The organism is Variovorax sp. dw_308 (assembly GCF_019207085.1).
GTDB lineage: Bacteria > Pseudomonadota > Gammaproteobacteria > Burkholderiales > Burkholderiaceae_C > Variovorax.
Genome location: NZ_JAATOM010000007.1, coordinates 258,569 through 283,378 on the forward strand (window position 1 = coordinate 258,569; position 24,810 = coordinate 283,378).

At 66.4% G+C, this 24,810-nt stretch carries 27 protein-coding genes and 1 riboswitch; of the genes, 17 read left to right on the forward strand and 10 right to left on the reverse strand.

What is annotated here, in order from left to right; translation table 11 throughout:
• Positions 1–86 precede the first annotated feature (86 nt).
• The 4 genes from HCU76_RS17075 to HCU76_RS17090 are packed head-to-tail and all read left to right on the forward strand — an operon-like array spanning position 87 to position 3,104.
• Positions 87–1,088 (forward strand): SIS domain-containing protein, encoded by a 1,002-nt coding sequence (locus HCU76_RS17075; RefSeq protein ID WP_213957304.1) that lies wholly within the window; start codon positions 87–89, stop codon positions 1,086–1,088.
• A gap of 8 nt (positions 1,089–1,096) precedes the next feature.
• Positions 1,097–1,648 (forward strand): KdsC family phosphatase, encoded by a 552-nt coding sequence (locus tag HCU76_RS17080; protein WP_371319845.1) that lies wholly within the window; start codon positions 1,097–1,099, stop codon positions 1,646–1,648.
• Positions 1,645–2,328 (forward strand): LPS export ABC transporter periplasmic protein LptC, encoded by a 684-nt coding sequence (gene lptC / locus HCU76_RS17085; RefSeq protein ID WP_256354238.1) that lies wholly within the window; start codon positions 1,645–1,647, stop codon positions 2,326–2,328. The genes HCU76_RS17080 and lptC overlap by 4 nt, the downstream gene beginning before the upstream one ends.
• Positions 2,325–3,104, forward strand: a complete 780-nt coding sequence (locus HCU76_RS17090) for an SDR family oxidoreductase (RefSeq protein WP_218510091.1) — start codon at positions 2,325–2,327, stop codon at positions 3,102–3,104. Before lptC ends, HCU76_RS17090 begins: the two co-directional genes overlap by 4 nt.
• Before the next feature lie 62 nt (positions 3,105–3,166).
• Here HCU76_RS17090 and HCU76_RS17095 read toward each other — a convergent pair whose 3' ends face one another.
• Positions 3,167–3,700 carry an RNA-binding protein gene (locus HCU76_RS17095; protein ID WP_213957301.1) on the reverse strand — a complete coding sequence of 178 codons (534 nt, stop codon included), beginning with the start codon at positions 3,698–3,700 and terminating at the stop codon, positions 3,167–3,169.
• Positions 3,701–3,948: 248 nt separating this feature from the next.
• Positions 3,949–4,131: riboswitch (yybP-ykoY riboswitch) on the forward strand.
• Positions 4,132–4,139: 8 nt separating this feature from the next.
• On the opposite strand from HCU76_RS17095, the gene HCU76_RS17100 reads away from it, so the two are divergent.
• The 8 genes from HCU76_RS17100 (at position 4,140) to HCU76_RS17135 (ending at position 11,077) form a co-directional block, all read left to right on the forward strand.
• Positions 4,140–4,700, forward strand: coding sequence for a TMEM165/GDT1 family protein (locus HCU76_RS17100; RefSeq protein ID WP_218510092.1), 561 nt, complete (start codon positions 4,140–4,142; stop codon positions 4,698–4,700).
• A 229-nt stretch (positions 4,701–4,929) separates the two neighbouring features.
• Complete coding sequence (locus HCU76_RS17105) at positions 4,930–6,090, forward strand: homoserine O-acetyltransferase (RefSeq protein WP_218510093.1); 1,161 nt, start codon at positions 4,930–4,932, stop codon at positions 6,088–6,090.
• A gap of 141 nt (positions 6,091–6,231) precedes the next feature.
• The gene (gene metW, locus HCU76_RS17110; RefSeq protein ID WP_213957298.1) at positions 6,232–6,816 is read left to right on the forward strand and encodes a methionine biosynthesis protein MetW; all 585 of its coding nucleotides are present in this window, start codon (positions 6,232–6,234) and stop codon (positions 6,814–6,816) included.
• Positions 6,817–6,901: 85 nt separating this feature from the next.
• Positions 6,902–8,164 (forward strand): 3-oxo-tetronate kinase, encoded by a 1,263-nt coding sequence (gene otnK / locus HCU76_RS17115; RefSeq protein WP_218510094.1) that lies wholly within the window; start codon positions 6,902–6,904, stop codon positions 8,162–8,164.
• On the forward strand, positions 8,161–8,838 hold the full coding sequence (locus tag HCU76_RS17120; protein WP_218510095.1) for an aldolase: 678 nt from the start codon (positions 8,161–8,163) through the stop codon (positions 8,836–8,838). Before otnK ends, HCU76_RS17120 begins: the two co-directional genes overlap by 4 nt.
• Before the next feature lie 62 nt (positions 8,839–8,900).
• Positions 8,901–9,722, forward strand: a complete 822-nt coding sequence (otnI, locus tag HCU76_RS17125; RefSeq protein ID WP_218510096.1) for a 2-oxo-tetronate isomerase — start codon at positions 8,901–8,903, stop codon at positions 9,720–9,722.
• Entirely contained in the window at positions 9,723–10,307 is a 585-nt protein-coding gene (locus HCU76_RS17130) for a YigZ family protein (protein WP_213957294.1), read from the forward strand.
• A 218-nt stretch (positions 10,308–10,525) separates the two neighbouring features.
• Positions 10,526–11,077: a polymer-forming cytoskeletal protein gene (locus tag HCU76_RS17135; RefSeq protein WP_213957293.1), complete on the forward strand. Its 552-nt coding sequence runs from the start codon at positions 10,526–10,528 to the stop codon at positions 11,075–11,077.
• Between the two features lie 55 nt (positions 11,078–11,132).
• Here HCU76_RS17135 and HCU76_RS17140 read toward each other — a convergent pair whose 3' ends face one another.
• Complete coding sequence (locus tag HCU76_RS17140) at positions 11,133–11,903, reverse strand: DUF72 domain-containing protein (RefSeq protein ID WP_218510097.1); 771 nt, start codon at positions 11,901–11,903, stop codon at positions 11,133–11,135.
• Positions 11,904–12,070: 167 nt separating this feature from the next.
• Here HCU76_RS17140 and HCU76_RS17145 point away from each other — a divergent pair, with 167 nt between their 5' ends.
• Positions 12,071–13,567 (forward strand): M20 family metallopeptidase, encoded by a 1,497-nt coding sequence (locus HCU76_RS17145; protein ID WP_213957291.1) that lies wholly within the window; start codon positions 12,071–12,073, stop codon positions 13,565–13,567.
• Between the two features lie 5 nt (positions 13,568–13,572).
• Positions 13,573–14,439 (forward strand): alpha/beta hydrolase, encoded by an 867-nt coding sequence (locus tag HCU76_RS17150; RefSeq protein ID WP_218510118.1) that lies wholly within the window; start codon positions 13,573–13,575, stop codon positions 14,437–14,439.
• Positions 14,440–14,448: 9 nt separating this feature from the next.
• Here HCU76_RS17150 and HCU76_RS17155 read toward each other — a convergent pair whose 3' ends face one another.
• From HCU76_RS17155 to HCU76_RS17170, 4 genes are all read right to left on the reverse strand, one after another.
• Positions 14,449–15,627, reverse strand: a complete 1,179-nt coding sequence (locus HCU76_RS17155) for an MFS transporter (RefSeq protein WP_218510098.1) — start codon at positions 15,625–15,627, stop codon at positions 14,449–14,451.
• 107 nt (positions 15,628–15,734) lie between these two features.
• Positions 15,735–16,214, reverse strand: coding sequence for a YidB family protein (locus HCU76_RS17160; RefSeq protein ID WP_213957289.1), 480 nt, complete (start codon positions 16,212–16,214; stop codon positions 15,735–15,737).
• Between the two features lie 322 nt (positions 16,215–16,536).
• A complete protein-coding gene (locus tag HCU76_RS17165; RefSeq protein ID WP_218510099.1) occupies positions 16,537–17,259 on the reverse strand; it encodes a 16S rRNA (uracil(1498)-N(3))-methyltransferase in 723 nt (240 codons plus the stop codon).
• A gap of 11 nt (positions 17,260–17,270) precedes the next feature.
• On the reverse strand, positions 17,271–18,362 hold the full coding sequence (locus HCU76_RS17170) for an aminoglycoside phosphotransferase family protein (RefSeq protein ID WP_218510100.1): 1,092 nt from the start codon (positions 18,360–18,362) through the stop codon (positions 17,271–17,273).
• A 182-nt stretch (positions 18,363–18,544) separates the two neighbouring features.
• Between HCU76_RS17170 and HCU76_RS17175 the strand changes: the two genes are divergently transcribed.
• Genes HCU76_RS17175 through rsmA form a run of 3 tightly spaced genes read left to right on the forward strand, consistent with a single transcriptional unit; the run spans position 18,545 to position 23,174 of the window.
• Entirely contained in the window at positions 18,545–20,953 is a 2,409-nt protein-coding gene (locus tag HCU76_RS17175; RefSeq protein ID WP_256354239.1) for an LPS-assembly protein LptD, read from the forward strand.
• 11 nt (positions 20,954–20,964) lie between these two features.
• Complete coding sequence (locus tag HCU76_RS17180) at positions 20,965–22,413, forward strand: peptidylprolyl isomerase (protein WP_213957286.1); 1,449 nt, start codon at positions 20,965–20,967, stop codon at positions 22,411–22,413.
• Positions 22,410–23,174: a 16S rRNA (adenine(1518)-N(6)/adenine(1519)-N(6))-dimethyltransferase RsmA gene (gene rsmA / locus HCU76_RS17185; RefSeq protein WP_218510101.1), complete on the forward strand. Its 765-nt coding sequence runs from the start codon at positions 22,410–22,412 to the stop codon at positions 23,172–23,174. Before HCU76_RS17180 ends, rsmA begins: the two co-directional genes overlap by 4 nt.
• A gap of 131 nt (positions 23,175–23,305) precedes the next feature.
• Here rsmA and HCU76_RS17190 read toward each other — a convergent pair whose 3' ends face one another.
• The 4 genes from HCU76_RS17190 to HCU76_RS17205 form a co-directional block, all read right to left on the reverse strand.
• Complete coding sequence (locus HCU76_RS17190; protein ID WP_213957284.1) at positions 23,306–23,521, reverse strand: hypothetical protein; 216 nt, start codon at positions 23,519–23,521, stop codon at positions 23,306–23,308.
• Complete coding sequence (locus HCU76_RS17195; protein ID WP_371319844.1) at positions 23,500–23,901, reverse strand: barstar family protein; 402 nt, start codon at positions 23,899–23,901, stop codon at positions 23,500–23,502. The genes HCU76_RS17190 and HCU76_RS17195 overlap by 22 nt, the downstream gene beginning before the upstream one ends.
• 77 nt (positions 23,902–23,978) lie before the next feature.
• Positions 23,979–24,392 carry a ribonuclease domain-containing protein gene (locus tag HCU76_RS17200; RefSeq protein ID WP_213957282.1) on the reverse strand — a complete coding sequence of 138 codons (414 nt, stop codon included), beginning with the start codon at positions 24,390–24,392 and terminating at the stop codon, positions 23,979–23,981.
• A gap of 178 nt (positions 24,393–24,570) precedes the next feature.
• The coding region (locus HCU76_RS17205; protein WP_256354241.1) for a phosphate acyltransferase at positions 24,571–24,810 on the reverse strand (240 nt) is incomplete at its 5' end.

Consider the following 24,810-nt stretch of genomic DNA (forward strand, 5'->3'; position numbering starts at 1 on the left):
GTTGAGCCCGGCCCGCCCCCCGACGAGGATCGAGTCGAGACCGCAAAGCCAGGTCGCCTGAAGACGCGCCGCCTAAAATCCCGCCGATGAGTTCCCTCCCCGACCTGCCGATCGGCACCGACGCCGACAAACTGCTGGCGCGCGCACGGCTGACCTTCGACATCGAAGCCGCTGCCGTGCTTGGCCTGAAGAACCGTGTCGGGCCGAGTTTCGTGGAGGCGGTCCGGCGCATCCTGAATGTGCGGGGTCGTGTGGTCGTGATGGGCATGGGCAAGAGTGGCCATGTCGGACGCAAGATCGCGGCCACCTTGGCGTCGACCGGTTCGCCCGCGATGTTCGTCCACCCGGCCGAAGCCAGCCACGGCGACCTGGGCATGATCAAGACGGTCGACCTGGTGCTCGCCATTTCCAACAGCGGTGAAAGCGACGAGCTCGCCGCGATCCTGCCCGTGGTCAAGCGTCAGGGCGTGCCCCTGATCGCCATCACCGGCGGCCTCGATTCGATGCTCGCCCGCCATGCCGACGTCGTGCTCGACAGTGGCGTCGAGAAGGAAGCCTGCCCACTCAACCTCGCGCCCACGGCGAGCACCACCGCGCAGATGGCGCTCGGTGATGCGCTGGCGGTTGCCTTGCTCGACGCACGCGGTTTCGGCGCCGAAGACTTCGCGCGGTCGCATCCTGGCGGCGCGCTTGGCCGCAAGCTGCTGACGCATGTGAATGACCTGATGCGCAGCGGCGACAACGTGCCGCGTGTCGCGCCCCGCGCCACCCTCAGCGAGCTGATGCGCGAGATGAGTTCCAAAGGCCTCGGCGCCACGGCCGTGGTCGATGCCGATGGCCGCGCGATCGGAATCTTCACCGACGGCGACCTGCGCCGCCTGGTCGAAACCGGCGCGGACCTGCGCGAACTCACGGCTGCCGACGTCATGCACAAGGGACCTCGCACGATGCGCGCAGACGCGCTCGGCGTGGAAGCTGCCGAGCTCATGGAGCAATACCGCATCACCAGCATCCTCGTCACCGATGCGGCCGGCCTGCTCATCGGCGCCATCAGCATCAACGACCTGATGCGCGCGAAGGTCATCTGATGACCGACATGCCGATCCTTCGATTCGACACCGGCACGCTGCTCGCCGCGCAGGACGTGCGCATCGTCTTCTTCGACGTCGATGGCGTGCTCACCGATGGCGGCGTCTACTTCAGCGAGCACGGCGAGACGCTCAAGCGCTTCAGCATCCTCGACGGCCTCGGCCTGAAGCTGCTGCGCCAGGCCGGCATCACACCCGCGGTGATCACCGGTCGCGATTCGAAGCCGTTGCGCGTGCGCCTCGAAGCGCTCGGCATCGAGCACGTCCGCTATGGCACCGAGGACAAGCTGCCCGCGGCCGAAGCCATGCTGGCCGCACTGGGCCTCGGCTGGAAACAGGCCGCCGCCATCGGCGACGACTGGCCCGACCTACCCGTGCTCGCCCGCTGCGCCTTCGCGGCCGCGCCGGCCAATGCGCATGCCGAGGTCCGCGCCATTGCGAACTACGTGACCGCCGCGCGCGGCGGCGAAGGCGCAGCCCGCGAGTTCTGCGACCTGCTGCTCACGGCCACCGGGCACTACCGGCGCTTGCTCGACCTGGCGCGGGGGCCGGTCGTTTGACCGCCGGCGCCCGGCGCTTGCTCGGCTTGCTGCGTCGCGGTATCGACCGCGGCAGCCTCTACCTGCCGATCATCGTGGCCGGCGCGCTGGCGCTGGGTACCTACTGGCTGGTACGCAACGCACCGCGCCTGACCGTGCCCACGCCGAAGGAGACGCCGACCCACGACCCCGACTACTTCATGCGCGACTTCGTGGTTAAGAACTTCCTGCCGAACGGCGAACTCCGCAGCGAGCTCGCCGGCACCGAAGGGCGGCACTATGCCGACAACGACACCATGGAAGTCGATCAGGTCCGTCTCCGCTCCATCTCGCTGCAGGGCCTGGTCACGCATGCCTCGGCAGACCGTGGCTTGTCCAACAGCGACGTCAGCGAGGTTCAACTGTTCGGCAATGCAATCGTGGTCCGCGACGCGGCTGTCGCCCCGAACGGCAAGCCGATGCCCAGGCTCGAGTTCCGCGGCGAATTCCTGCATGCGTTCATCGACACCGAACGCGTACGCTCCGACAAGCCGGTCACCCTGACCCGTGGCACGGACCACTTCACCGCAGATTCGATGGACTACGACAACCTGAGTGGCGTGGCCAATCTGAACGGGCGGGTGCACGGCGTGTTGATGCCGCCGCCGTCGGCAACCGCTGTGCCGAATGCTGACAAGAGAAAAAAGGGAGTCGCGCAATGACGCAAGGTCTGGTCTTCATCACCGGCGCATCGAGCGGCATCGGCCAGGCGCTGGCTTCACGCTACTACGATGCGGGCTACAGCCTCGCGCTGGTGGCGCGTCGCACCGAGCAGATCGAGGCATGGGCGGCCGGGCGCAAGCTGGACGGCGCGCGCTATCGTGTCTATGGCGCGGACGTGGCGCGGATCGACAGCATCGTGGCCGCCGGCAATGCCTGCATCGCCCAACAGGGCCTGCCCGACGTGGTGATCGCCAATGCGGGCGTCAGCATCGGCATGGATACCGCGGAGCGCAGCGACCTCGATGTACTGGCCAGTACGCTCGCTACCAACAACGTCGGCCTCGCCGCCACCTTTCATCCCTTCGTCGCCGCGATGGCAGCGCGTGGCAGCGGGCGCTTGGTCGGCATCGGCAGCGTGGCGTCCATCCGCGGACTGCCGGGCCACGGCGCCTATTGCGCCAGCAAGTCCGCCGTGGTCGCCTACTGCGAAAGCCTGCGGGGCGAAATGCGCGCCAGCGGCGTCAAGGTCGTCACGATCTGCCCCGGCTACATCGACACACCGCTGACCCAGGGCAACCGCTATGGCATGCCGTTCCTGATGAAGGCGGAAGCATTTGCCGACCAGGCATTTCGGACCGTCGAGCAGGGCGTGAGCTATCGCGTGATCCCGTGGCAGATGGGCGTGATCGCCAAGATCATGCGCATGCTGCCCAATGCCGTCTACGACCGTGCGGTGCAGGGCCGGGGTCGCAAGAAGCGACTCGGCGAAAGCTGAGGAGCAACCTGACAGGCAGCAAAAAGGCTCCCGAGGGAGCCTTTTTTGCGAGTGTCGGTCGATCAGTAACCGCTGTTGCCGCCGTTGTTGCCGCCGTAGCCGCCACCACCGCTGCGGCCGCCGCCACCACGCGGGCCGGCACCGTAGGGGCTGCGGAAACCGCCATCGCCACCGCCGCCACCGCCGTAGCCACCGCCGCTGCGGCCACCACCACCGCCGCCATAGCCGCCGCCGCCACTGCGGCCGCCGCCGCCAGAACCGCCACCACCGTAGCCGCCGCCGCCAGAACCACCACCGCCGTAGCCGCCGCCACCGCCGCCATAACCGCCGCTACGGGGAGGACGGGCTTCCATCGGACGCGCTTCGTTCACAACGACGCTGCGACCGCCGAGCGGTTGACCATTCATACCGTTGATTGCGGCTTGCGCCTCCGCGTCGCTGCCCATCTCGACGAAACCGAAGCCCTTTGAGCGTCCGGTGTCGCGTTCCATCATGACCTTGGCGCTGGTCACGGCGCCAAATTGGCCGAAGGCCTGTTCGAGGTCTCCGTCGCGCACGGAATATGGCAGGTTGCCGACGTACAGTTTGTTGCCCATGACGGGACTCCTATAAACACATCAAAGAAAGCGATGGAGTCCCGACTGCATATCCAACATGAAACGCTGAGTCGCGCGAAACTGGCCGATCACCCACATTTGCGTCATCCAAATGTTGCGGAGGTACGCTCGCTCATTATGTGTGAAATACACATTGTGCAAGAATAAATTTGTATCCCGCGCCACGCTTGAGTAACCAAGATAGCTAGTGCACACTAACTATCTTGCCGTGCCACTGGCCTAGAATGCCTGTTGTCATTGGGGAGTAGCCGCCTTCCATTGCGAGAAGGGCTTGCGTCAACAGACTTGTTCTGCGCCCAGCAGGACATGGTGCAAGCAGTTTCCCACCTGGCGAGACCTTTGACTGTGCAACTTCGGGAATATGGCCGAAGGTGTTGCATGGTCAATTGCGTCCTTCGGCCTGAGGAACTCACACATCATGGAAGCTTTTCTGGTTGCGACGGGCATCGTCTCGCTCGCGGAAATGGGCGACAAGACGCAACTGCTGGCGCTGGTGCTCGCCGCGCGTTTTCGCAAACCCTGGCCAATCGTCATAGGCATATTCGCCGCAACGATCGTCAACCACGCGCTGGCGGGCGCCGTCGGCACCTTTGTCACCCACTGGCTGGGGCCGGTCGCCTTGCGCTGGATCCTGGGCGTGTCCTTCATCGCGATGGCGGTCTGGATGCTGATCCCGGACAAGCTCGATGAAGACGAAGGCGCGGCCCGCTCGCACTTCGGCGTCTTCGGCACAACGGTGATCTCCTTCTTCCTTGCAGAGATGGGTGACAAGACCCAGATCGCGACCGTGATGCTGGCCGCACGTTTCGTCAATGACTACGTCTGGGTCGTTGCCGGCACCACGCTGGGCATGATGCTGGCGAACGTACCCGTGGTGTTCTTCGGTGAACGCATCATGCGGCGCGTGCCGATCAAGCTTGTGCATGGCGTGTCGGCTGCGATCTTCCTCGGGCTCGGCATCATCGCGATCCTGAGTTGAAGTCCCGGGCCGGGCAGCGCCTGGCCTGCCGGGGATATACTCCCCTCGCGCCGATTTGCTACAGCTTGCGGGCGCTTAACAAATTCAGCTAAAGACCGTGGCCGACCCGGCTCGTTTTTTTAGCGAGGCCGGGTTTTTTCATGCGCACATTTGCCCACGCTCATCAGTTCGTGTATCGCTGCCCCCCGAGGGGGAACTCAACGTCCTACGGGCGGCCGGGCGAACGTTGATGTCACTCGAAGCCACCCCCCAATCGATGTCCTTCGCGCGTCCGCTCGCGCTGCGCAGCGGCGCGTCGATCGCCAACTACACGCTGGCCTACGAAACCTACGGCGCGCTCAACGCGGACAGGAGCAATGCGGTCCTGATCTGCCACGCGCTCAATGCCGACCATCACGTCGCCGGCAGCTATGCGGGCAAGCCCCGGTCCGAGGGCTGGTGGGACAACATGATCGGCCCGGGCAAGCCGGTCGACACCAATCGCTTCTTCGTGATCGGCGTGAACAACCTCGGCTCCTGCTTCGGCTCGACCGGCCCCATGCATGTCGACCCTGCCACCGGCCGGGTCTACGGCGCGGACTTTCCGGTGGTGACGGTCGAGGACTGGGTCGACGCGCAAGCCGTGCTGCTCGAAGCGCTGGGCATCCAGACACTCGCCGCCGTGATGGGCGGCAGCCTGGGCGGCATGCAGGCGCTGAGCTGGACCTTGCAATATCCCGACCGCGTGCGCCACGCCGTGGTCGTGGCCAGCGCCCCGAACCTCACGGCCGAGAACATCGCCTTCAACGAAGTCGCGCGCCGCGCCATCGTCACCGATCCGGACTTTCACGGCGGCCACTTCTACGAGCAGGGCGTGGTGCCCAAGCGCGGCCTGCGCATCGCCCGCATGATCGGCCACATCACCTACCTCAGCGACGACGTGATGAACGAGAAATTCGGTCGCATGCTGCGCAGCGCGGCCGAGGGCGAAGCGGCCGGGCCGAACTACCGTTATTCGACCCAACAGGTCGAGTTCCAGATCGAGAGCTACCTGCGCTACCAGGGCGACAAGTTCGCCGAATACTTCGACGCCAACACCTACCTGCTCATCACCCGCGCGCTCGACTACTTCGATCCGGCGCGCGCATGCGGCGGCAACCTTACCGAAGCGCTGGCCAAGGCCACGGCCAAGTTCCTGCTCGTGAGCTTCACCACCGACTGGCGCTTCTCGCCGGCGCGCAGCCGCGAGATCGTCAAGGCGCTGCTCGACAACCGTCGCAGCGTGAGCTATGCCGAGATCGACGCGCCGCACGGCCACGATGCCTTCCTGCTTGACGACGCGCGCTACTTCGGCGTGGTGCGTTCCTTCTTCGATCGGATCGCGTTCAGCAATGAAGGGAGGCAGGCATGAGACATCCGGTGTCAACCCTCTTGAGAGATTTCAATCCGGCAGGCGCTCGCACCGCAGCGCACAGCGCGGAGGTTATCCAATGAGCGCCGCCCGGCCGCCCGAAGGCGCTCGCACCGCAGCGCGCAGCGCGGAGGTTATCCAATGAGCGACCTTGCCACGCAGAGACTCATCGCCCAGCTCGTACCGCAAGGCTCGCGCGTGCTCGACCTCGGTTGCGGCGACGGCGCATTGCTCGACCTGCTGCAGCGCGAGCGCGGCTGCAGCGGCTACGGCGTGGAGATTGCAGACGGCAACGTCATCAAGTGCGTGCAGCGCGGCGTCGACGTGCTGCAGTTGAACCTCGACGAAGGCCTGACCATGTTCGGCGATGCGTCCTTCGACGTGGTGCTGCAGATCGACACGCTGCAGAACCTGCGCAATGCCGAGATCATGCTGCGCGAGACCGCACGCGTGGGCCGCATCGGGATCGTTGCGTTCCCGAACTTCGCGCATTGGCCCAATCGCCTCAGCGTGGCGCGCGGGCGCATGCCGGTCACGCGCCGCCTGCCCTACCAGTGGTATGACACGCCGAACATCCGCGTCGGCACCTTCAAGGACTTCGAAGTGCTCGCGCAGCGCAACAAGCTGCGCCTGCTCGACGCCTTCGGCCTGCAGAACGAGCGCGAGGTGCGCTGGCTGCCGAACGCGCGCGCCAGCACGGCCGTGTTCAAGTTCGAACGCGCCTGACCTGCTTGCGATGCTGCCCCGCGGAACAGGCGCGGGTAGTAAGCTTTGCGGCCTCCAACCGCAACAAGAACCAGGGCACCACGTCATGAGCTTCCCGCTGGGCTGCATTGCCGACGACTTCACGGGCGCGACCGATCTCGCCAACAACCTGGTGCGCGCCGGCATGCGCGTGGTGCAGACGATCGGCGTGCCCAGGGGGCCGCTGGGCGCCGAGGTGGATGCGGTCGTGGTGGCGCTCAAGTCGCGCACCATCGCGCCCGCCAATGCCATCGCGCAGTCTCTGGAAGCCTTGCGCTGGTTGCAGGCGCAGGGCGTGAAGCAGGTCTACTTCAAGTACTGCTCGACCTTCGACAGCACGCCGCAAGGCAACATCGGCCCGGTGACCGAAGCGCTGATGGATGCGCTGGCCACCGACTTCACCATTGCCACGCCGGCCTTTCCCGACAACCAGCGCACGGTGTTCAAGGGCTACCTGTTCGTCGGCGACGTGTTGCTCAGCGAGAGCGGCATGAAGGACCATCCGCTGACGCCGATGACGGACCCGAACCTCGTGCGCGTGATGCAGGCGCAGTGCCGGCGCAAGGTGGGCTTGATCGACCACCGCGCGGTGGCGGCGGGCGCCGATGCGGTGCGCGCGCGCATCACGCAACTCAAGGCGGACGGCGTGGCCATCGCCGTGGTCGATGCGGTATCGAACGACGACCTGCTCCGGCTCGGTCCGGCCCTGGCCGACATGCCGTTGGTGACGGCCGGCTCGGGCGTCGCCATCGGGCTGCCGGGCAACTTCGGCATCGCGCCCTCGCCGCGCGCAGCTGCGTTGCCGGCGGTGGATGGCTTGCATGCGGTGGTGTCGGGCAGCTGTTCCACCGCCACCAACCGGCAGGTGCGCGACTTCATTGCGCGCGGCCATCCGGCGCTCGCGCTGGACCCGATCGCCGTGTCGGAAGGCCGCCAGGGTGCGGACGCGGCGCTCGCATGGGCCGGGCCGCTGCTGGCCAGGGGGCCGGTGCTGGTCTATTCCACGGCCGACCCGCAGCAGGTCAAGGCCACGCAAGGGCAACTGGGGGTGGAAGCCGCCGGCGCGCTCATGGAGCGCACGCTGGCCGCGGTGGCGCGCGGCATGGTGGAGCGCGGCGTACGGCGCCTGCTCGTGGCGGGCGGCGAGACATCGGGGGCCTGCGTGCAGGCGCTCGGCATCGCACAACTGCAGATCGGCGCGCAGATCGATCCCGGGGTGCCGTGGTGCCATGCGCTGGCCGATGGGGCGCCTGCGCCCGGCATGCACATCGCGCTCAAGTCCGGCAATTTCGGCAGCGACGACTTCTTTACCAAGGCCTTCGGCGCATGACCGAATCCGGGGGGCGCGAGGAGATCTGCCGCGTCGGCGCCAGCCTGTTCGCACGCGGGTACGTGCACGCCACCGCCGGCAATATCAGCGTGCGGCTGGAGGGCGGCGGCTACCTCATCACGCCGACCGATGCATGCCTGGGCGCGCTCGATCCGGCACGCCTGGCGCGCCTCGATGCCGACGGCAGGCAGTTGAGCGGCGACCGCGCGAGCAAGACCATCGCGCTGCACAGGCGCATCTATGCGGCAGCGACACGCTTCGATGCGAACACGCGCTGCGTGATTCACACGCACAGCACGCATTGCGTGGCGCTGACCCTGCAGCCGCCCGCGGGCGAGGAGCCGGAACTGCTGCCACCACTCACGCCCTACTTCGTCATGAAGGTCGGTCACGTGCCGCTGATCCCCTACCACCGCCCGGGCGCCCCTGAAGCGGCCGAGGCCGTGGCCCGGACCATCACCCGCCGCGGCGAGGCCGGCGCGCCGATCCGCGCCGTGATGCTGGAGCGCCTGGGTCCCAACGTATGGCATGACACGCCCGCCGCTGCGATGGCCACGCTCGAGGAGCTCGAGGAAACGGCTCGCCTGTGGCTGCTGATGCGCGACGGTGAGCCCGCGCCGTTGAGCGCGGCCGCCATCGACGAGTTGCGCGCCAGCTTCGGCGCGCGCTGGTAGAACACGCACACACGCCGTCGCGAATCCCGCAACACCGAGAGACAACACCGAGAGGAACACCCATGCCCCGCTTTGCAGCCAACCTGTCGATGCTCTACACCGACCGGCCTTTCCTGGATCGCTTCGAAGCCGCTGCGCGCGACGGCTTCAAGGCAGTGGAATACCTGTTCCCCTATGCCTTCCCCGCGAACGAGCTGGCCGCGCGCCTGAAGGCCAACGGTTTGCAGCAAGTGCTGTTCAATGCGCCGCCTGGCGGCGATTCACCCGAGACCGTCAACACGGCATGGGAGCAAGGTTCGCGCGGCACCGCCAGCGTGCCCGGCCGCGAGGCGGAGTTCCGCTACGGCGTGCGGCAAGCCCTCGAATACGCCGCCGCGCTCGACTGTCCGCGCATCCACGTGATGGCCGGGCTGCTTGCCGACGACCAGACGCGCGAGGGCCTGCGCGGGGTGTACATCGACAACCTGCACTGGGCCGCGGTCGAAGCCGCCAAGTCCGGCCGGGACATCCTGATCGAGCCGATCAACACCCGCGACGTGCCGCGTTTCTTCCTCAACCGGCAGGACCATGCGCACGAGATCGTCGAGGCCGTCGGCGCCCTCAATCTGCGGGTGCAGATGGACCTGTACCACTGCCAGATCGTCGAAGGCGACGTGGCGATGAAGCTGCGCAAGTACCTGCCGACCGGCCGCGTCGGCCACATGCAGATCGCCGGCGTGCCCGAGCGGCATGAGCCCGACATCGGCGAACTGAACCATCCCTACCTGTTCAGCGTCATCGACGAGCTGGCCGCGCAGGGCCACTGGGACGGCTGGATCGGTTGCGAATACCGTCCGCGCGGCGGCACCGGCGAAGGCCTGGGCTGGGCGCGTGGCTTGTTGTGAATGCCCTTCACGCTCGCCGAGCCGGTCCACAGCGAACTGCTGCTCAAGAAAAGTCGCTTCATCGGTTGCGTGCAGGCGGTGGCCGACCGGCCCGCGGCGCTGGCCGTGGTCGAAGGCCTGCGGGCGCAACACCCGGGCGCGGCGCATGTCTGCTGGGCCCTGATGGCCGGTGGCCAATCGGCCGCCAATGACGACGGCGAGCCCGGCGGCACGGCTGGCCGGCCCATGCTCGAAGTGCTGCGGCACCAACACCTGGAGGGCGTGCTGGCGACGGTGGTGCGCTACTTCGGCGGTGTGAAGCTGGGCGCCGGCGGACTCGTGCGTGCCTACACCGATTGCGTGGCGCAGGCCTTGCTCACGGCGGCGCCCGTGCCCCTGGTCCCGCAACGGAGCCTCTGTTGCGCCGTGCCGTATGCGCTCGAAGGATTGGTGCGAAGGGAGATCGGCGCGGCCGGTGGCGTGCTCGAAGAGGTGCGCCACGAGACACTGGTGCAGTTCAGGTTGTCGCTGGCGGCGTCTCAGGTGACGGCCTTCGTCGCGCGCCTTGACGATGCCGCACAAGGCCGCGTCGACTGGCGGGCTTGAATCTTCCGGGCATGGCGCCTACCATGCTATGGATTTCATAGCGTCACCTTGAAGGCGCGCGCTACGAAAAGGGCCAGCGCCTTGTCTCTGCCACAACGTAGACGATAGTTCAAGGGGAGTTCGACAAGTAACGTTTTTGGTTACGCATCTTTCCCAATGAAGTACTGACGTGCGGAAGTGCGTTCTTACGATACATAACTTTTCCAGGAGCTACACCTTTGGCCACTCAGTCCCCCTTCTTCGGCAAGCGCACCAGCGATACCGACTCTCTCCCTTCCCGCCCGGCTCCGCTGGTGGGTTCGCCAACCAACCTGTCAGGCTCCCCCGTGAACCAGGCTTCGCTCGTCAATGCACAAGTCGCCAATGCCGTAGCTCCTCCGGTCAAGGAAGGCGGCAGCAAGCTCACCGTCGGCCCGAACATCAAGCTCAAGGGCGTCGAGATCACCGATTGCGACACGCTCGTGGTGGAAGGCCTGGTCGAGGCGACGATGGAATCGCGCGTGATGCAGATCGCCGAGCAGGGCGCCTACAAGGGCTCCGCCGAGATCGACATCGCCGAGATCCATGGCACCTTCGACGGCAACCTCACCGTGCGCGAGCGCCTGGTCATCCACTCGACGGGCAAGGTCACGGGCAAGATCCGCTACGGCAAGATCGTCATCGAGGAAGGCGGCCAGCTGTCGGGCGAGATCACCTTCGGCACGAGCGGGAAGAGCGAAAGCAAGCCGCCCGTCGTCGAAAGCAAGCCTGCCCTGCAGGCGGCGGCCTAGGCTTTTCAACGTCCCCGGGGCAGGGCCGCGCGAGGCCTGCCTCCCAACGGGGATCTCAGGAGGGCGCCCAGCCCAGGCGTTCCAGCAACGCAGCTGCTGCGGCGGGCGCACGCTCCTTGGCGCCGTTGATCATGAAGACGAACACGTCCCGCTTCACGGGTAAGGTCGTCCATCCCTTCGCGCGCGTCGCCCACGCATCGAGGGCCCCCGGCGCATAGCCCGTGGGCAGGTCGGCGGCACACATCATCAGGCGCGCATAGGCGAAGTCGCCCTCGGGTTCATCGAACGACGGAAACTTGTCCGAGTCGGTGAACACCGTCGACACCTTGTACTTCTTCGCAAGCTTCTGGTAGTCGGGCGAGATGAAGCTCTCGTGTCGCACATCCATCACGTGGCGCAGTGCGCGGCTGCCCTCCTTCTTCGGCAACAAGGACAGGAAGGCCTCGAAGTCTTCCGCATCGAACTGCTTGGTCGGCATGAATTGCCAGACGATGGGGCCGAGCTTGTCGCCCAGTTCGACGATGCCGCTGCCGACGAATCGCGCGATCGAATCGCCCGCATCGGCCAGCACTTTCCGGTTGGTTGCGAAGCGCGAGGCCTTGAGTGAAAACACGAAGTCGTCGGGCGTCTCGTCGTGCCACTTGCGAAAGCTCTCGGGCTTCATCGTGCTGTAGTAGGTGCCGTTGACCTCGATGGCGGTGAGGTGCCGGCTCGCGTACTGCAATTCGAGCTTTTGCGACAGGCCCTTGGGATAGAAGTTGTCGCGCCAGGGTTCGAAGGTCCAACCGCCGATGCCGACGCGGACGGGGTGCTTGGAAGCGGCCATGAATGCGGATTTCCATTGAACGCAGAAGTCGCAAAGGTTACGCAGAAGTCGCAAAAGAAGACATCGATTTTTTGGTTCGCGACCTCTGGGTTCGGCACCAGTTCCCGCTTTCAAGCGCATGTGATCCAGCGCAAAATCGCGCATTGCCCCGTTGGAGTACCTCCCTGATGAACGCCCCCCTGCACCGTGAAATTCCAGCCGGCCAGCTCGACGCAGAGCGCGCCCTGTCCGATGTCTCTTCCCAGTGGGACGGCGACATCGTCAAGCAACTCACCAGCTACATCGAGATCCCGGCCAAGTCGCCCGGCTTCGACGAGCAGTGGTCGACCAACGGCTACCTGGAGACCGTGCTGCGCAATGCCGCGAAGTGGGTCGAAGAGCAGAAGGTCGAGGGCCTGAAGCTGGAGATCGTGCGCCTCGAAGGCCGCACGCCGGTGATGTTCTTCGAGGTACCCGCCACCGGCACGACGATGACGGACACCGTGCTCATGTACGGCCATCTCGACAAGCAGCCCGAGTTCAGCGGCTGGCGCAACGATCTCGGCCCCTGGACGCCGAAGTACGAGGACGGCCTGCTCTACGGCCGCGGCGGCGCCGACGACGGCTACGCGGTCTACGCCAGCGTGGCCGCGATCCAGGCGCTCAAGGCGCAGGGCGCGGCCCATCCGCGCATCGTCGGCCTCATCGAAACCTGCGAGGAAAGCGGCTCCTACGACTTGCTGCCCTACGTCGATGCCTTGCGACCGCGGCTTGGCGAGGTGGCGCTGGTGATCTGCCTCGACTCCGGCGCCGGCAACTACGACCAGCTTTGGCTCACCACCTCGTTGCGCGGCATGGCCAGCGGCACGCTCAAGGTCGAGGTGCTGACCGAAGGCATCCATTCCGGCGATGCATCGGGGCTGGTGCCGTCGAGCTTCCGCATCATGCGCCAGGTGCTCGACCGGCTGGAGGACAGCAAGACCGGCCGCCTGCTGCCCGCCAGCTTTCATTGCGAAGTGCCGGCCGACCGGCTGGCGCAGGCCAAGGCCACGGCCGCCATCCTCGGCGAGGAGGTCTACAAGCGCTTCCCATGGGCCCACTACGACTGCGAAGGCGCAACGGCCTTTGCGTTGCCCACCACGACCGACCCGGTCGAGGCGCTGCTGAACCGCACCTGGAAGCCGACGCTGAGCGTCACCGGCGCCGAAGGCTTTCCCGCGCTCAAGGACGCCGGCAACGTGCTGCGCCCCTACACCGCGTTCAAGCTGTCACTGCGACTGCCGCCGCTGGTCCAGGCCGACGAGGCCGTGCAGCAACTCAAGGAATTGCTGGAAGACAACGCGCCCTACAAGGCCCGCGTGACCTTCGAAGGCGGCGGCGGCGCCACCGGCTGGAACGCACCGACGATCACGCCGTGGTTCGAGCAGGCGCTGCATGCCGCCAGCCGGGCGCACTTCGGCGCGCCTTGCGGCTTCATCGGCCAGGGCGGCACCATTCCACTGATGAACATGCTGACCAAGGGCTTCCCCACGGCGCAGATGATGGTCTGCGGCGTGCTCGGCCCCAAGAGCAACGCACACGGGCCCAACGAGTTCCTGAACGTGCCCTATGCCAAGAAGCTCACGGCCGCGGTGTCGGAGGTGATCGCCGCACTGCCGGTGTCTCACGCGGTGGCCACGGCTTGAACCAGATGCTCGCCCCCGCGGAAGTCGAGGCCATCGCCGCCCAGGCGGACGGCCTCACCTTGCGACGTCCTGACGGCGAGACGCTCGCGCTGCGCGAGTGGACCGTCGAAGGCGCCTCGCCGCGCGCGGTCGTGCAGATCACGCACGGGCTGGGTGAACACATGGACCGCTACGACCACGTGGCGCAACGCCTCAACAGCTGGGGTTTCGACGTGCGCGCGCACGACCACCACGGGCACGGCAGGTCGAGCGGTCCGCGCGGCGGATTGCCGAGCACGATGCGCCTGATCGACGATCTGGCCGCGGTGGTCGACGAGACGCGCCGCGTCTATCCCGACACGCCCTTGATCCTGCTGGGCCACAGCATGGGCGGCCTGGTCGCCGCGAGCTTCGTCTCGCGCGAGGTGCGGCCGGTCGAGGCGCTGGTCATGTCATCCCCCGCGTTCGACCCGGGCCTCGATGCCATGCAGAAAATGTTGCTGGCCGTGCTGCCACGCATCGCGCCGAACCTGCGGGTCGGCAACGGCATCAACGTCGAGCACATCTCGCATGACCCGGCCGTCGTGCAGGCCTACCGCGACGACCCGCTGAACCACGATCGCATCTGCGGCCGCCTGGCGAGCTTCCTGGCGGAGGAAGGCGCGGTGGTGCAATCCGTGGCACGGCGCTGGCGGGTGCCGACCCTGCTGCTCTATGCCGGCGCCGACAAGATCGTGCGGCCCAGTGCGAGCAAGGCGTTTGCCCGCGCATCGCCGCAGGACGGCATCGTGGCCGCGACCTGCTTCGACGGGCTGTTCCACGAGATCTTCAACGAGATGAATGCGAAGGCCGTGTTCGCGACCTTGCGCAGCTGGCTCGACAAGCATTGTTGAGCCGGCTGCTTATCGAGCCGCAAGCCGAGCCGCCCGCCGCTGCGTCAGGGCCAGCCACAGCAGCGCCGCCCCGGTCAGCGCCACGGGAAGCAGGGAGCCCAGGTTCAGCAGCCGCCAGCCTTGCGTCGTCACCAGCACGCCCGAGGCGAACGATGTCACGGCCAGCGTCGTGAACATGCAGAAGTTGAGGGCGCCCTGGGCCCGGTCCCTTTCCTCCGGCGTGTAGGTGCTCAGGGACAAGGTCGTGGCGCCGGTGAAGAGGAAGTTCCAGCCCACCCCCAGCATCGTCAACGCGAAGATGAACTGGTGCAGGTCCACGCCGGACAGCGCCACCGCGATGCAGCCGAGGTTCAGCAGCAAGCCCACGCCCATCACCGGCAAGGTGCCGAAGCGGCGGATCAGATGGCCCGTGAAGAAGCCTGGCGCGAACATGCCGATGACGTGCCACTCGAGCACGAGGGCGATGTCGGGGAACGGCAGGCTGCAGACCTGCATCGCGATCGGCGTGGCGGCCATCAGCAGGTTCATCACGCCGTAGCCCAGCGACCCTGCCACTGCCGCCACGAGGAAGGCCGGCTGCCGCATGATCGCGCCGAGCGGCCGGTCGCTCGCGGCCTGTTGCCGGCTGAGCGGCGGCGGAAACGCGATGAAGCGCAGCACCGCCATCGACACCAGCGCCACCACTGCAAGCGCGAGGTAAGCGCCGACGAACGGCACATCGAAGAGGCCGCGCGTCGCCGCAGCCAGGTTCGGCCCGATGACTGCGCCGATGAGGCCGCCGGCCATCACCAGCGACACGGCCTTCTCGCGCCACGCCGGCGCCGCGATCTCCGCCGCGGCAAACCGGTACAGGCCCGCGTTGGCGTTGTAGTAGCCGGCCACCAGCGTGGCGAAGCACAGCAGCCAGAAGTGCTTGCCGTAAGCCGCGTAGGCGCAAAGGAGGGCGGAGCAGAAAGCCACCGCCAGTCCAAGCTGGAACGACCCGCCCCGGCCGAAGCGGCGCTGCGAGCGCGCCACCAGCCCGGTGCTGAGCGCGCCGCCGACCACATAGCCCATGACCGGCAAGGTCGCCATCCATCCTCTTGGCGCGAGGCTCAGGCCGACCAGCCCGTTGATGGCGATGAAGGTGACGTTGTTGGTGAGAAACAGCCCTTGGCAGATCGCCAGCAGCCAGAGGTTCTTGTTCATGAAGGCATTGTGCTGGGCGGCCTGATGCGTTTCGGGCGACGCCTTGCATCGGGGCCAAAGAAAAAGGCGCCTGGTGAGGCGCCTTTGATGCCGGGCTGGGCGGTGGCCTAGCCCTTTTGCAGAAGGCCGCTGAGCGACGACAGCAGGTCGTCGTGATTGCCCAGGCCCTGCTCCGGAACCTTGCCGTGCGGCGTGAGCTGGTCGATCAGCGAGGGAAGCAGGGTCGCAAGCATCGGCAGCAGTGTCGTGGCATCGATGCCCAGCTTGCCGGCGATGCCGGAAATCGCGTCGCCGCCGAGCACTTGGCCCAGCTGGTTGCCGGAGATCGGCGCGTTGTCGCCCTTGCCGATCCACGAGCCGATCACGTCGCCCATGCCGGCCTGCTCGAACTTCGAGACCAGCCCGCCCAGGCCGCCCGCCGTCCCGTTGTTGGCCAGCAGGCCGCCGAGTGCGCCGGCGATCCCGCCAAGATCGCCTCCCCCGAGGCCCGCAAGACCGCCAAGGCCTCCAAGACCGCCTTGTTGTTGAGGCTGCCCCTGACCGACCGAGCCTAGAACCTGACCGAGTACCGAATCCAGCAATCCCATGGTGTTCCTCCGTTGTGCGCACGCAAGCGCGCTTGATGTGTGACAGCCTCACATTGTTGATGGGCGCGCTTCGCAAACGGCAGCGGGGCTGCCGCAATCGAAGGCTCAGTGTGAAGGACTGCCTCGAAACCGCCGTGCTGATCACGCGCAGGGAGACGCTGACCAAGTCCTCCGCGGACCGCGCGTCCTCGGCGCGCGCCCTTGCGGGAACCTGATCAAAGTCTCCCTTGCGCCGAAAGGCGGGCGACCGGGGGAATTCTGCGCGCCCGCCCCGCGCCTGTCACGTCTGTCCCCTTGCGCAGCGCGGGATAGCGTCCCGGTCTCAGCTCCCGAGGGATACAAGCGCTGCGATGGCCGCGGTTTCGGCGCGCAAGACCCGCGTGCCCAGCGTGAGCGGCAGGAATCCGCGTCGCAATGCGTCCTGCTCCTCGGAGGGGCTCAGGCCGCCCTCGGGCCCACTGAGCACCGTGCAGCTGCCCGCCGCTTCCGACCGGAAAGCGCCGGTGCTGCGCGCGCCGGCTGCAAAGCTCAGGATGCCGCGACGCTCGCCCGCGCCCGGTGCGGGCAAGGCGGCGAGCCAGTCGGCCAGCGGGCGTATCGGCAAGACCTGTGGCACACGATTGCGACCGCACTGCTCGCAGGCCGCCACGGCCACGGCCTGCCAGTGCGCCACCTTCTTGTCGGCGCGCTCGCCGGCCAGGCGCAGCACGCCATGCGCCGTCATCAGTGGCTGGATGCTCGCCACGCCGAGTTCGGTGGCTTTCTCGACCAGCCAGTCCATGCGCTCGTTGGCCGGCATGCCCAGCGCTAGATGCACCGGGCGCGACGCTTCCCGTTCGACCGGATCGTGCGCGCCGACATTCACCGAGACATCGCTGCGGCCCATGCGCTCGATGGTGGCCAGGTATTCGCCACCGGCGCCATCGAAAAGCGTGATCTCGTCGCCCGGCTGCAATCGCAGCACCTGCACATGCCGCGCCGCGCCGGGCGGCAGCACCAGCGTGTCGCCGCTCGAAAGCCGGACGGAGCAGTGGAAGCGCGGCATGGTGGCGTCGGTCAGACGCGCGGAATCGCGAACCCGATGGAATCGGTCGTGCCTTCGACCTCGTCGATCACGCGCAGCAGCGGCGTGAGCTGGCTGTAGCGCGCGCAGGTCGTGCGGATGTAGCGGATGAAGCGCGGCGTGTCGGCGAGGTAGCGAGGCTTGCCGTCGCGCAGCGTCAGTCGTGCAAAGATCCCGGCCACCTTCAGATGGCGCTGCAAGCCCATCCACTCGACCGCACGGTAGAAGCTGCCGAAGTCCTCCTCGACCGGCAACCCGGCCTTGCGCGCGGCTTCCCAATAGCGCACGCTCACGTCGAGCACGAATTCCTCGTCCCAGCTCAGGAAGGCGTCGCGCATCAGGCAGGCGATGTCGTAGGTGATGGGGCCGTATACGGCGTCCTGGAAGTCGAGCACGCCGAGTTGCTTGTCGCCAGGGTCAACCATCAGGTTGCGCGGCATGAAGTCGCGGTGCACATACACGTTGGCCGATGCGAGATTGGTCTCGACGATGATCTTGAAGGCGCGTTCGAGCCGCTCCTTCAACATGCCCTCGACCGCCACGCCACGGTGCGCACCCAGGTACCACTGCGGGAACAGCGAAAGTTCGCGCTCCAGCAGCGCCTTGTCATAGGGAGGCAGCACGCCCGGCTTCGACGCGAGTTGCCATCGGATCAATGCGTCGATCGCCTGCAGATAGTGCGGCAGGTTGGCCTCGGGCCGATCGGCGTCGATCACGTCGAGCATCGTCTGCCGGCCGAGGTCGTCGAGCAGCAGGAAGCCATCGGCCTGGTTCCAGTCGAGCACGCGCGGCGCCTTCACGCCGGCGCCGGCCATCAGCCCGGCCACCTGGACAAAGGGTGCGCTGTTTTCCAGTGCGGGCGGCGCATCCATCACGATGCGCGTGCCGATCGCGGCATCGACGCTGTCGACGCGGAAGTAGCGGCGGAAGCTGGCATCGGCCGAGGCCAGCTGCACGGTTTCGGGTCGCAGTCCCTGGGCCGGTGCGATGGCCGCAAGCCATCGTTCAAATGCAGATGCGCGGGCGGGGTCGCTCCACGCGATGGCCCGGTCGGCGCCGTTGGGCGTTGGCGAAGGTACTGTCATGGATAATCGATTCTACAAATCCGCCTGGCGCGGACGGCCGCCGGCAGCCTTGCGACTCGGCTTCGGCCCGAACCTTGCCAATCCCGACCGGCCCCCTCTGCCTCCATTGCCCGACGCCCTTGCCTGTGCCGACGCCTGACCTGACCCGTGCCATCCAGCGCCGGTGCCGACCCCCGCTTCCGTTGGCCGTGCTTTCGCTCGCGCTGTTGCACGCGCACGGTGCGGCCGCGCAAGCGATCGACCTGGCGGGACCGCTCACGCTCAAGCGAACGCCGCAGTTGCAGGAAACTGTGCCGCAGCCCTTGCGCGGCGACCAGACGAGCTTCATCACCGGCGAGCAGATCTCGGGACAGCCTGACCTGCAAACCGTGGTCACCGGCAATGCGCAGCTGCGCCGCGGCGACACCGTGATCAACGCCGACAAGCTCTCCTACGACCAGCCCACCGACCTGGCCAAGGCCGCCGGCCACGTGCGCGTGAACCAGGCCGGCAACGAGTACTCGGGGCCGGACCTCGAGCTCAAGGTCGAGAGCTTCGAAGGCTTCTTCAACAACGTGCGCTATCGCTTCCTGGCCACCGGCGGCCATGGCGACGCGCAGCGCATCGATTTCGTCGACGCGGCCCGCTCGGTCGCACGGGAAGCCACCTACACCACCTGCCGGCGCGAGGACTATCCGGGCTGGATGCCGGCCTGGATGCTGAGCGCGACCACGCTGCATACCGACACCGAGGAAAACGTCGGCGTCGCGGAAAACGCGCAACTGTCCTTCATGGGCATCAGCACGCCGCCGTTTCCGAGCCTGAGCTTTCCGCTCAACAGCAACCGCAAGACCGGCCTGCTGCCGCCGACGATCGGCGTGGACAACGTCAATGGCATCGAGATCACCCAGCCCTGGTACTGGAACCTCGCACCCAACCGGGACCTGACCCTCACGCCCACGCTGATGAGCAAGCGCGGCATCGACCTCAGCACCGACTTCCGCTACCTCGAAAAGGGCTACAACGGCGAGGCACGCGTGGACTACATGCCGAGCGACGTCTTGCGCGGTCGCGATCGCTGGGGCATCTGGTCCTCGCACACGCAAACCTTCGATGCGAAGGCCCTCGGGCTCAGCAGCTTCAGCGGCTCGCTCAACATCAACCGCGTGAGCGACGACGACTACTGGCGCGACTTCTCGCGCACCCCTTCGCTCACGCAGCGCCTGCTGGCAAGCGACGGCACGCTCAACTGGAGCAAGGGCGACTGGAGCGGCCAGGCGCGTGCGTTGTACTACCAGACGCTGCAGGACAGCACGACGTCCGCGACCATCATCCCGCCGTACAACCGCATGCCGCAGGTCACTGCCGACTACAACAAGTACGACTGGAACGGCTTCGACATCTCGCTCAACAACGACTACACGCGCTTCGATGGCGACCCGGCTCTGCAATCCCGCCAGTTCGCATCCGGGGCCTTGCTCACCCAGCCGAACGCCGAACGGGTGTACTCGCAGGCAACCATCAGCCGTCCGTTCCTGACGCCTGGCAGCTTCGTCGTTCCTAAACTCCAGCTGCATGCGCGAGCCTATTCGTTCGATGATCCGCTCGAGGTGCGGTCCGACGCGCAGGCCTACGGAAAATTGAATGGAGTCTCGTCTGCCAACGTGACGGTGCCGACTTTCAGTCTCGATGGCGGACTGGTCTTCGAGCGCGACACCAGCTTCTTCGGCCGCTCGCTGGTCCAGACGCTGGAGCCGCGCGCGTTCTACGTCTACACGCCCTATCGCGACCAGAGCGCGATCCCGGTCTACGACACAGCAGCGAACGACTTCAATTTCGCCACCGTCTACACCGAGAACGCGTTTTCAGGCAACGACCGCATCGCCGACAACAACCTGCTCACGCTGGGCGTGACCTCGCGCCTGATCGATCCCGACACGGGCGCGGAAGCCGCACGCTTCGGCATTGCGCAGCGTTTGCGATTCAGCGATCAGAAGGTGCAACTCCCGGGCGTTCCGACGGTCGACAAGGGCGTGGGCGACGTGCTGATGGGCGCGCAGATCAACTGGACGCCGAAGTGGAGCCTGGACACCACCATCCAGTACAACCCCGATAGCCACATATCGACCCGCAACACGCTGAGCCTGCGCTACAGCCCGGGCCCGTACCGCACCATCAGCGCGGCCTACCGCTACCAGGCCGACTCGACCCCCGGCGCGGGCGACGGCAACAAGTCGCTCGACATCGGCTGGCAATGGCCGCTCAATGACCTCTGGGGCACGAAGGACGAGAATCTGGGGCCGGGACGCGGGCTCGGCGGCGGACGCTGGTTTGCCGTCGGTCGGCTCAACTACAGCCTGATCGATCGCCAGATGACCGACGGCATCATCGGCCTCGAGTACGACGGCTGCTGCTACATCGGGCGTGTCGTGCTGGAAAGGCTTACGACTGGTCAGGTCACCGCGAATACGCGCATCATGTTCCAGATCGAATTCGTGGGCTTCACCAGCGTCGGCACCAGCCCGATGCGCACCCTGCAGACGAATATTCCGCGCTACACACCGCTGCGCCAGCCGGTCACCGGCCCCAGCCGTTACACAAATTACGATTGAGCATCCCAGTCATGAAACACCTTCGCTCCACCCTCACGCTGGCCGTTGCCACGGCACTCGCCATGGCGGCTGGCGCGCAGGCGCAAGGCCTCCGTCCCGCCACCACGAGCAACGGCTCTCCCGCGGGCACGCCCAGCCGCGGCATCACGGACATCATGAAGGCGCCCCAGAGCTTCGTCGTGCCCCCGGCGCAGACGCCGCGTGCGCCCGCGGCCCCGGCGGTGCAGCGCTCGGCCGAATACATCGTCGCGCTGGTCAATTCGGAACCCATCACCAACTCCGACGTGCAGGCGCGCGTGGAGCGCATCATCGAGCAGAACCCCAACGAAGCCGGCAAGATGCCGCGGGCGCAATTGAACTCGATGGTGCTGGAGCGTCTGATCAGCGAGCGCGCCCAATTGCACCTCGCCAAGGAACAGGGCATCAAGGTCGACGATGCCGCAGTCGACCAGGCCGAACAGATTGTCGCGCGCCAGAACCAGCTCAGTGTCGAGGAGTTGCGCCGGCGCGTGGCGGCCGATGGCATCTCGCAAGCGGATTTCCGGCGCGACCTGCGCAACCAGCTGACGCTGACCCGCCTGCGTGAGCGCGAGGTCGATCCGAAGGTCAAGGTCAGCGACCTCGAGGTCGACCAGTTCCTGCGCGACCAGCGCTCGGCGCCCAACGCCGCATTGCCGTTCGACATCAACCTGGCGCAGATCCTCGTGGCCGTGCCCGAAGGCGCGACCGAGGCCCAGGCTGCCCCGTTCGAGCAAAAGGCGCAGGCCATCGCCAAACGCGTGCGCGCCGGCGAAGACTTCGCGAAGCTGGCGCGCGAGTTGTCCGACGCGCCCGACAAGATCGCCGGCGGTGCGATCGGCTTGCGCAGCGCGGACCGCTATCCGCAGCTGTTCCGGGAAGCGGTCGAGACCACCGCGGTCAACGGCATTGCCGGGCCGGTGCGCTCGCCGGCCGGGTTCCATGTGCTCAAGGTGCTCGCCAGGTCACAGCCGGGCGCCGCCGATGCAACCGTCACGCAGACCCAGGTGCGCCACATCCTGCTGCGCACCGACGCCAAGATGAGCACCGAGCAGGCGATGGCCAAGCTCGCCGATTTCAAGCTCCGCATCAAGAACGGCACGGCCGATTTCGCCGGGCTCGCGCGCGACAACTCGCAGGACGGCAGCGCCAAGGACGGTGGCGAACTCGGTTGGTCGCGGTCCGGCCAGTTCGTGCCTGAATTCGAGGAGGCCATGAACCGCCTGTCGCCCGGCGAAGTGAGCGATCCGGTGGTGTCGCGTTTCGGCGTGCACCTGATCCAGGTGGAAGGCCGGCGCGACACCAGGCTGAACCCCGCTGAGCAGCGCGATGCCGCACGCACCGCGCTGCGCGAAAAGAAGCTGGACGAGGCCTTCGACATCTGGGCGCAAGAGGTGCGCGCGCGCGCCTACGTCGAGTTCCGCGAGCCGCCACAGTCTTGAAGCACATTGCGCGCAAGCGCTTCGGACAGCACTTCCTGACCGACGGCGGCATCATCGACGCGATCGTGCTGGCGATCGCGCCACAGCCGGGCGACGCAATGGTGGAGATCGGGCCGGGGCTCGCGGCCCTGACACAACCGCTGGTCGAGCGGCTGGGGCGGCTCACCGTCGTCGAACTGGACCGCGACCTGGCCGCACGGCTGCGCGACCATGCGCAACTGGATGTGATCGAGTCCGACGTGCTGAAGGTCGACTTCGCGGCGCTGGCCGCGCAAAAGGCCCCCGCCGCACTGCGCGTGGTGGGCAACCTCCCCTACAACATCTCGACGCCGATCCTGTTCCACCTGCTCGGCTTCGCGCACCTCATTGCCGACCAGCACTTCATGCTGCAAAAAGAGGTGATCGACCGGATGGTGGCGCGCCCGGCCACCTCCGACTACAGCCGGTTGAGCGTGATGCTCCAGTGGCGCTACGCCATGGAGAACGTGCTGTTCGTGCCGCCGGAGAGCTTCGATCCGCCGCCGCGCGTGGACAGCGCCGTGGTGCGCATGGTGCCTTTGGCCGAGCCGCCCGTCGTCGACGCCGGCCGGCTGGGCGAAATCGTGCAGGTCGCTTTCAGCCAGCGGCGCAAGATCCTGCGGCACACGCTGGGCAAGTGGCTGGAGGCGCACCGCTTCGGCGGCGCGTTCGACATCCAGCGGCGCGCGGAGGAAGTGCCTGTGGCGGAGTACGTCGCGCTGGCGCAAGCTGTTGCGCCATAAAAAAGCCCGTCGGATGGACGGGCCTGGATGGCTGGAGGAGCGTCACTGGCCGGCATTGCCGGTCAGTGACTGCGACGACGCATGGATGCAGGGCGCGCCACGACGAATGCGCGACCCACGGCGAACCGCAATCAGGCTGCGGCCAACCAATATCCTGCGTTGAAAGGGCTGCTCATGCGCAGCGCCAGTGGCGAGACATCGACCAACTTGTCGGTCGGCATTTTCTCGGCGTTGGGATCGACCTCGACGGCGATCCCGGAGAGCACGGCTGTGCCCTGCGAAGCCTCGTTCGCCCGTTCTGCTTGGCTGGTGTGTGCAGAACGGGCTACAGAAAAGAATAGAAGCACCTGAACGGTATCTTCCGGTCTCCCCAGTAGTCTGAGGCGTCGCGGAAGATGTCGAGCAGTTGCTCGCGTGCTTCCTTGTCGAACTTGGTGTTGGCCGGAATTTGCTCCAGCACCACCACGAAACCAGGCTGCGGGCCCGATTTGTGCAGCGGGTCTGTCATGCAGTCATACAGCGCATCGAAGTTCTTGCCGACATGCGCCGGAAAGGTGAACTGTTGCGCGATCAGGTCGAGCACGTCCTGCTTGGTCTGGGCGTTGCCCAGGTTGGCGTACAGGAAGTGCTGACCGGCTGCGTGCGCGGCCTCCTGCAGGTCGTTCACGCGGAATGCGCGAATCGACTGCACGATGTTCGGCCGCACGGCACGAAGGGATAAAGTCATCTCCGCTGGTCTTTCAATGGTTGTCGTCGTCATTGCATCCTGGCGCGTCAAGGCGCCCCTCCATTCCAAATCGTCACTCATGGCGTAATGCGCCTGAAACTTGCGTAATGGTCAGCCGTATACCAACAGGCAGACGGTGTGGTTTGTTCGCCGCCGCAAACAATGCGCTTGGCACCGCGATCTCGCGAACCAGGGGTATCGACCGTGTATTCACGGTAATGGCCTCGCCGTTCCCGCGGCAACTGGCGTTCGCGATTGCCGAACACCGTGCCGTCTTTCTCATGTTTGAAGGGGCCACCACTCAGGATGGCCGCGTATGTTTTCTGCCCTTGTACAGGCAACTCGGTCAACGCGATCGGTCCCGTGTTCGGCTGCTCGCTCCCGGAACCGAACCATTCACGGGCCTGGACTCCGGTGGAAAGCGCCACCAGCAAAAGGCTAGTGAGCGCAAACTTGGAAACAGGAAACGTGAACGGGGCGTGAGCCGCCATGAGGCACCAGGAGGAAAGAGAGAGACCGAATCCGGGGCCAACTTGGGGTTAACCCGGAAATTCAAGCCCATTAGTGTGCACCAGACGCGCGCGAATAGCAAGCACCTGCCCAAGAAATGAGCAGTGCATGGACGCGCCAGCTTCGAGTGAAAGTTAGCGCACGCTGTCGTCGTATGTCTTAACGCTCGGAGTTTGCATCCGCGACCGTCAGTGCGGTCATGTTGACGATTCGGCGAACGGTGGCGCTCGCGGTGAGGATGTGCACGGGCTTGGCAGCACCCAAAAGCACCGGGCCGATGGCAATATTGCCGCCGGCGGCCGTTTTCAGCAGGTTGTAGGAGATGTTGGCAGCATCGATATTCGGGAAAACGAGCAAGTTGGCATCGCCCGCCAGTGCGCTGTGCGGCATCACCGCAGC

What these genes read in the sequence shown, in the direction of transcription:
- HCU76_RS17075 (WP_213957304.1), top strand. Translation starts at nt 87, where the DNA reads ATGAGTTCCCTCCCCGACCTGCCGATCGGCACCGACGCCGACAAACTG.
- HCU76_RS17080 (WP_371319845.1), top strand. Translation starts at nt 1,097, where the DNA reads ATGCCGATCCTTCGATTCGACACCGGCACGCTGCTCGCCGCGCAGGAC.
- HCU76_RS17090 (WP_218510091.1), top strand. Translation starts at nt 2,325, where the DNA reads ATGACGCAAGGTCTGGTCTTCATCACCGGCGCATCGAGCGGCATCGGC.
- HCU76_RS17095 (WP_213957301.1), bottom strand. Translation starts at nt 3,700, where the DNA reads ATGGGCAACAAACTGTACGTCGGCAACCTGCCATATTCCGTGCGCGAC.
- HCU76_RS17100 (WP_218510092.1), top strand. Translation starts at nt 4,140, where the DNA reads ATGGAAGCTTTTCTGGTTGCGACGGGCATCGTCTCGCTCGCGGAAATG.
- HCU76_RS17105 (WP_218510093.1), top strand. Translation starts at nt 4,930, where the DNA reads ATGTCACTCGAAGCCACCCCCCAATCGATGTCCTTCGCGCGTCCGCTC.
- metW (WP_213957298.1), top strand. Translation starts at nt 6,232, where the DNA reads ATGAGCGACCTTGCCACGCAGAGACTCATCGCCCAGCTCGTACCGCAA.
- otnK (WP_218510094.1), top strand. Translation starts at nt 6,902, where the DNA reads ATGAGCTTCCCGCTGGGCTGCATTGCCGACGACTTCACGGGCGCGACC.
- HCU76_RS17120 (WP_218510095.1), top strand. Translation starts at nt 8,161, where the DNA reads ATGACCGAATCCGGGGGGCGCGAGGAGATCTGCCGCGTCGGCGCCAGC.
- otnI (WP_218510096.1), top strand. Translation starts at nt 8,901, where the DNA reads ATGCCCCGCTTTGCAGCCAACCTGTCGATGCTCTACACCGACCGGCCT.
- HCU76_RS17130 (WP_213957294.1), top strand. Translation starts at nt 9,723, where the DNA reads ATGCCCTTCACGCTCGCCGAGCCGGTCCACAGCGAACTGCTGCTCAAG.
- HCU76_RS17140 (WP_218510097.1), bottom strand. Translation starts at nt 11,903, where the DNA reads ATGGCCGCTTCCAAGCACCCCGTCCGCGTCGGCATCGGCGGTTGGACC.
- HCU76_RS17145 (WP_213957291.1), top strand. Translation starts at nt 12,071, where the DNA reads ATGAACGCCCCCCTGCACCGTGAAATTCCAGCCGGCCAGCTCGACGCA.
- HCU76_RS17150 (WP_218510118.1), top strand. Translation starts at nt 13,573, where the DNA reads ATGCTCGCCCCCGCGGAAGTCGAGGCCATCGCCGCCCAGGCGGACGGC.
- HCU76_RS17155 (WP_218510098.1), bottom strand. Translation starts at nt 15,627, where the DNA reads ATGAACAAGAACCTCTGGCTGCTGGCGATCTGCCAAGGGCTGTTTCTC.
- HCU76_RS17160 (WP_213957289.1), bottom strand. Translation starts at nt 16,214, where the DNA reads ATGGGATTGCTGGATTCGGTACTCGGTCAGGTTCTAGGCTCGGTCGGT.
- HCU76_RS17165 (WP_218510099.1), bottom strand. Translation starts at nt 17,259, where the DNA reads ATGCCGCGCTTCCACTGCTCCGTCCGGCTTTCGAGCGGCGACACGCTG.
- HCU76_RS17170 (WP_218510100.1), bottom strand. Translation starts at nt 18,362, where the DNA reads ATGACAGTACCTTCGCCAACGCCCAACGGCGCCGACCGGGCCATCGCG.
- HCU76_RS17180 (WP_213957286.1), top strand. Translation starts at nt 20,965, where the DNA reads ATGAAACACCTTCGCTCCACCCTCACGCTGGCCGTTGCCACGGCACTC.
- HCU76_RS17195 (WP_371319844.1), bottom strand. Translation starts at nt 23,901, where the DNA reads ATGACTTTATCCCTTCGTGCCGTGCGGCCGAACATCGTGCAGTCGATT.
- HCU76_RS17200 (WP_213957282.1), bottom strand. Translation starts at nt 24,392, where the DNA reads ATGGCGGCTCACGCCCCGTTCACGTTTCCTGTTTCCAAGTTTGCGCTC.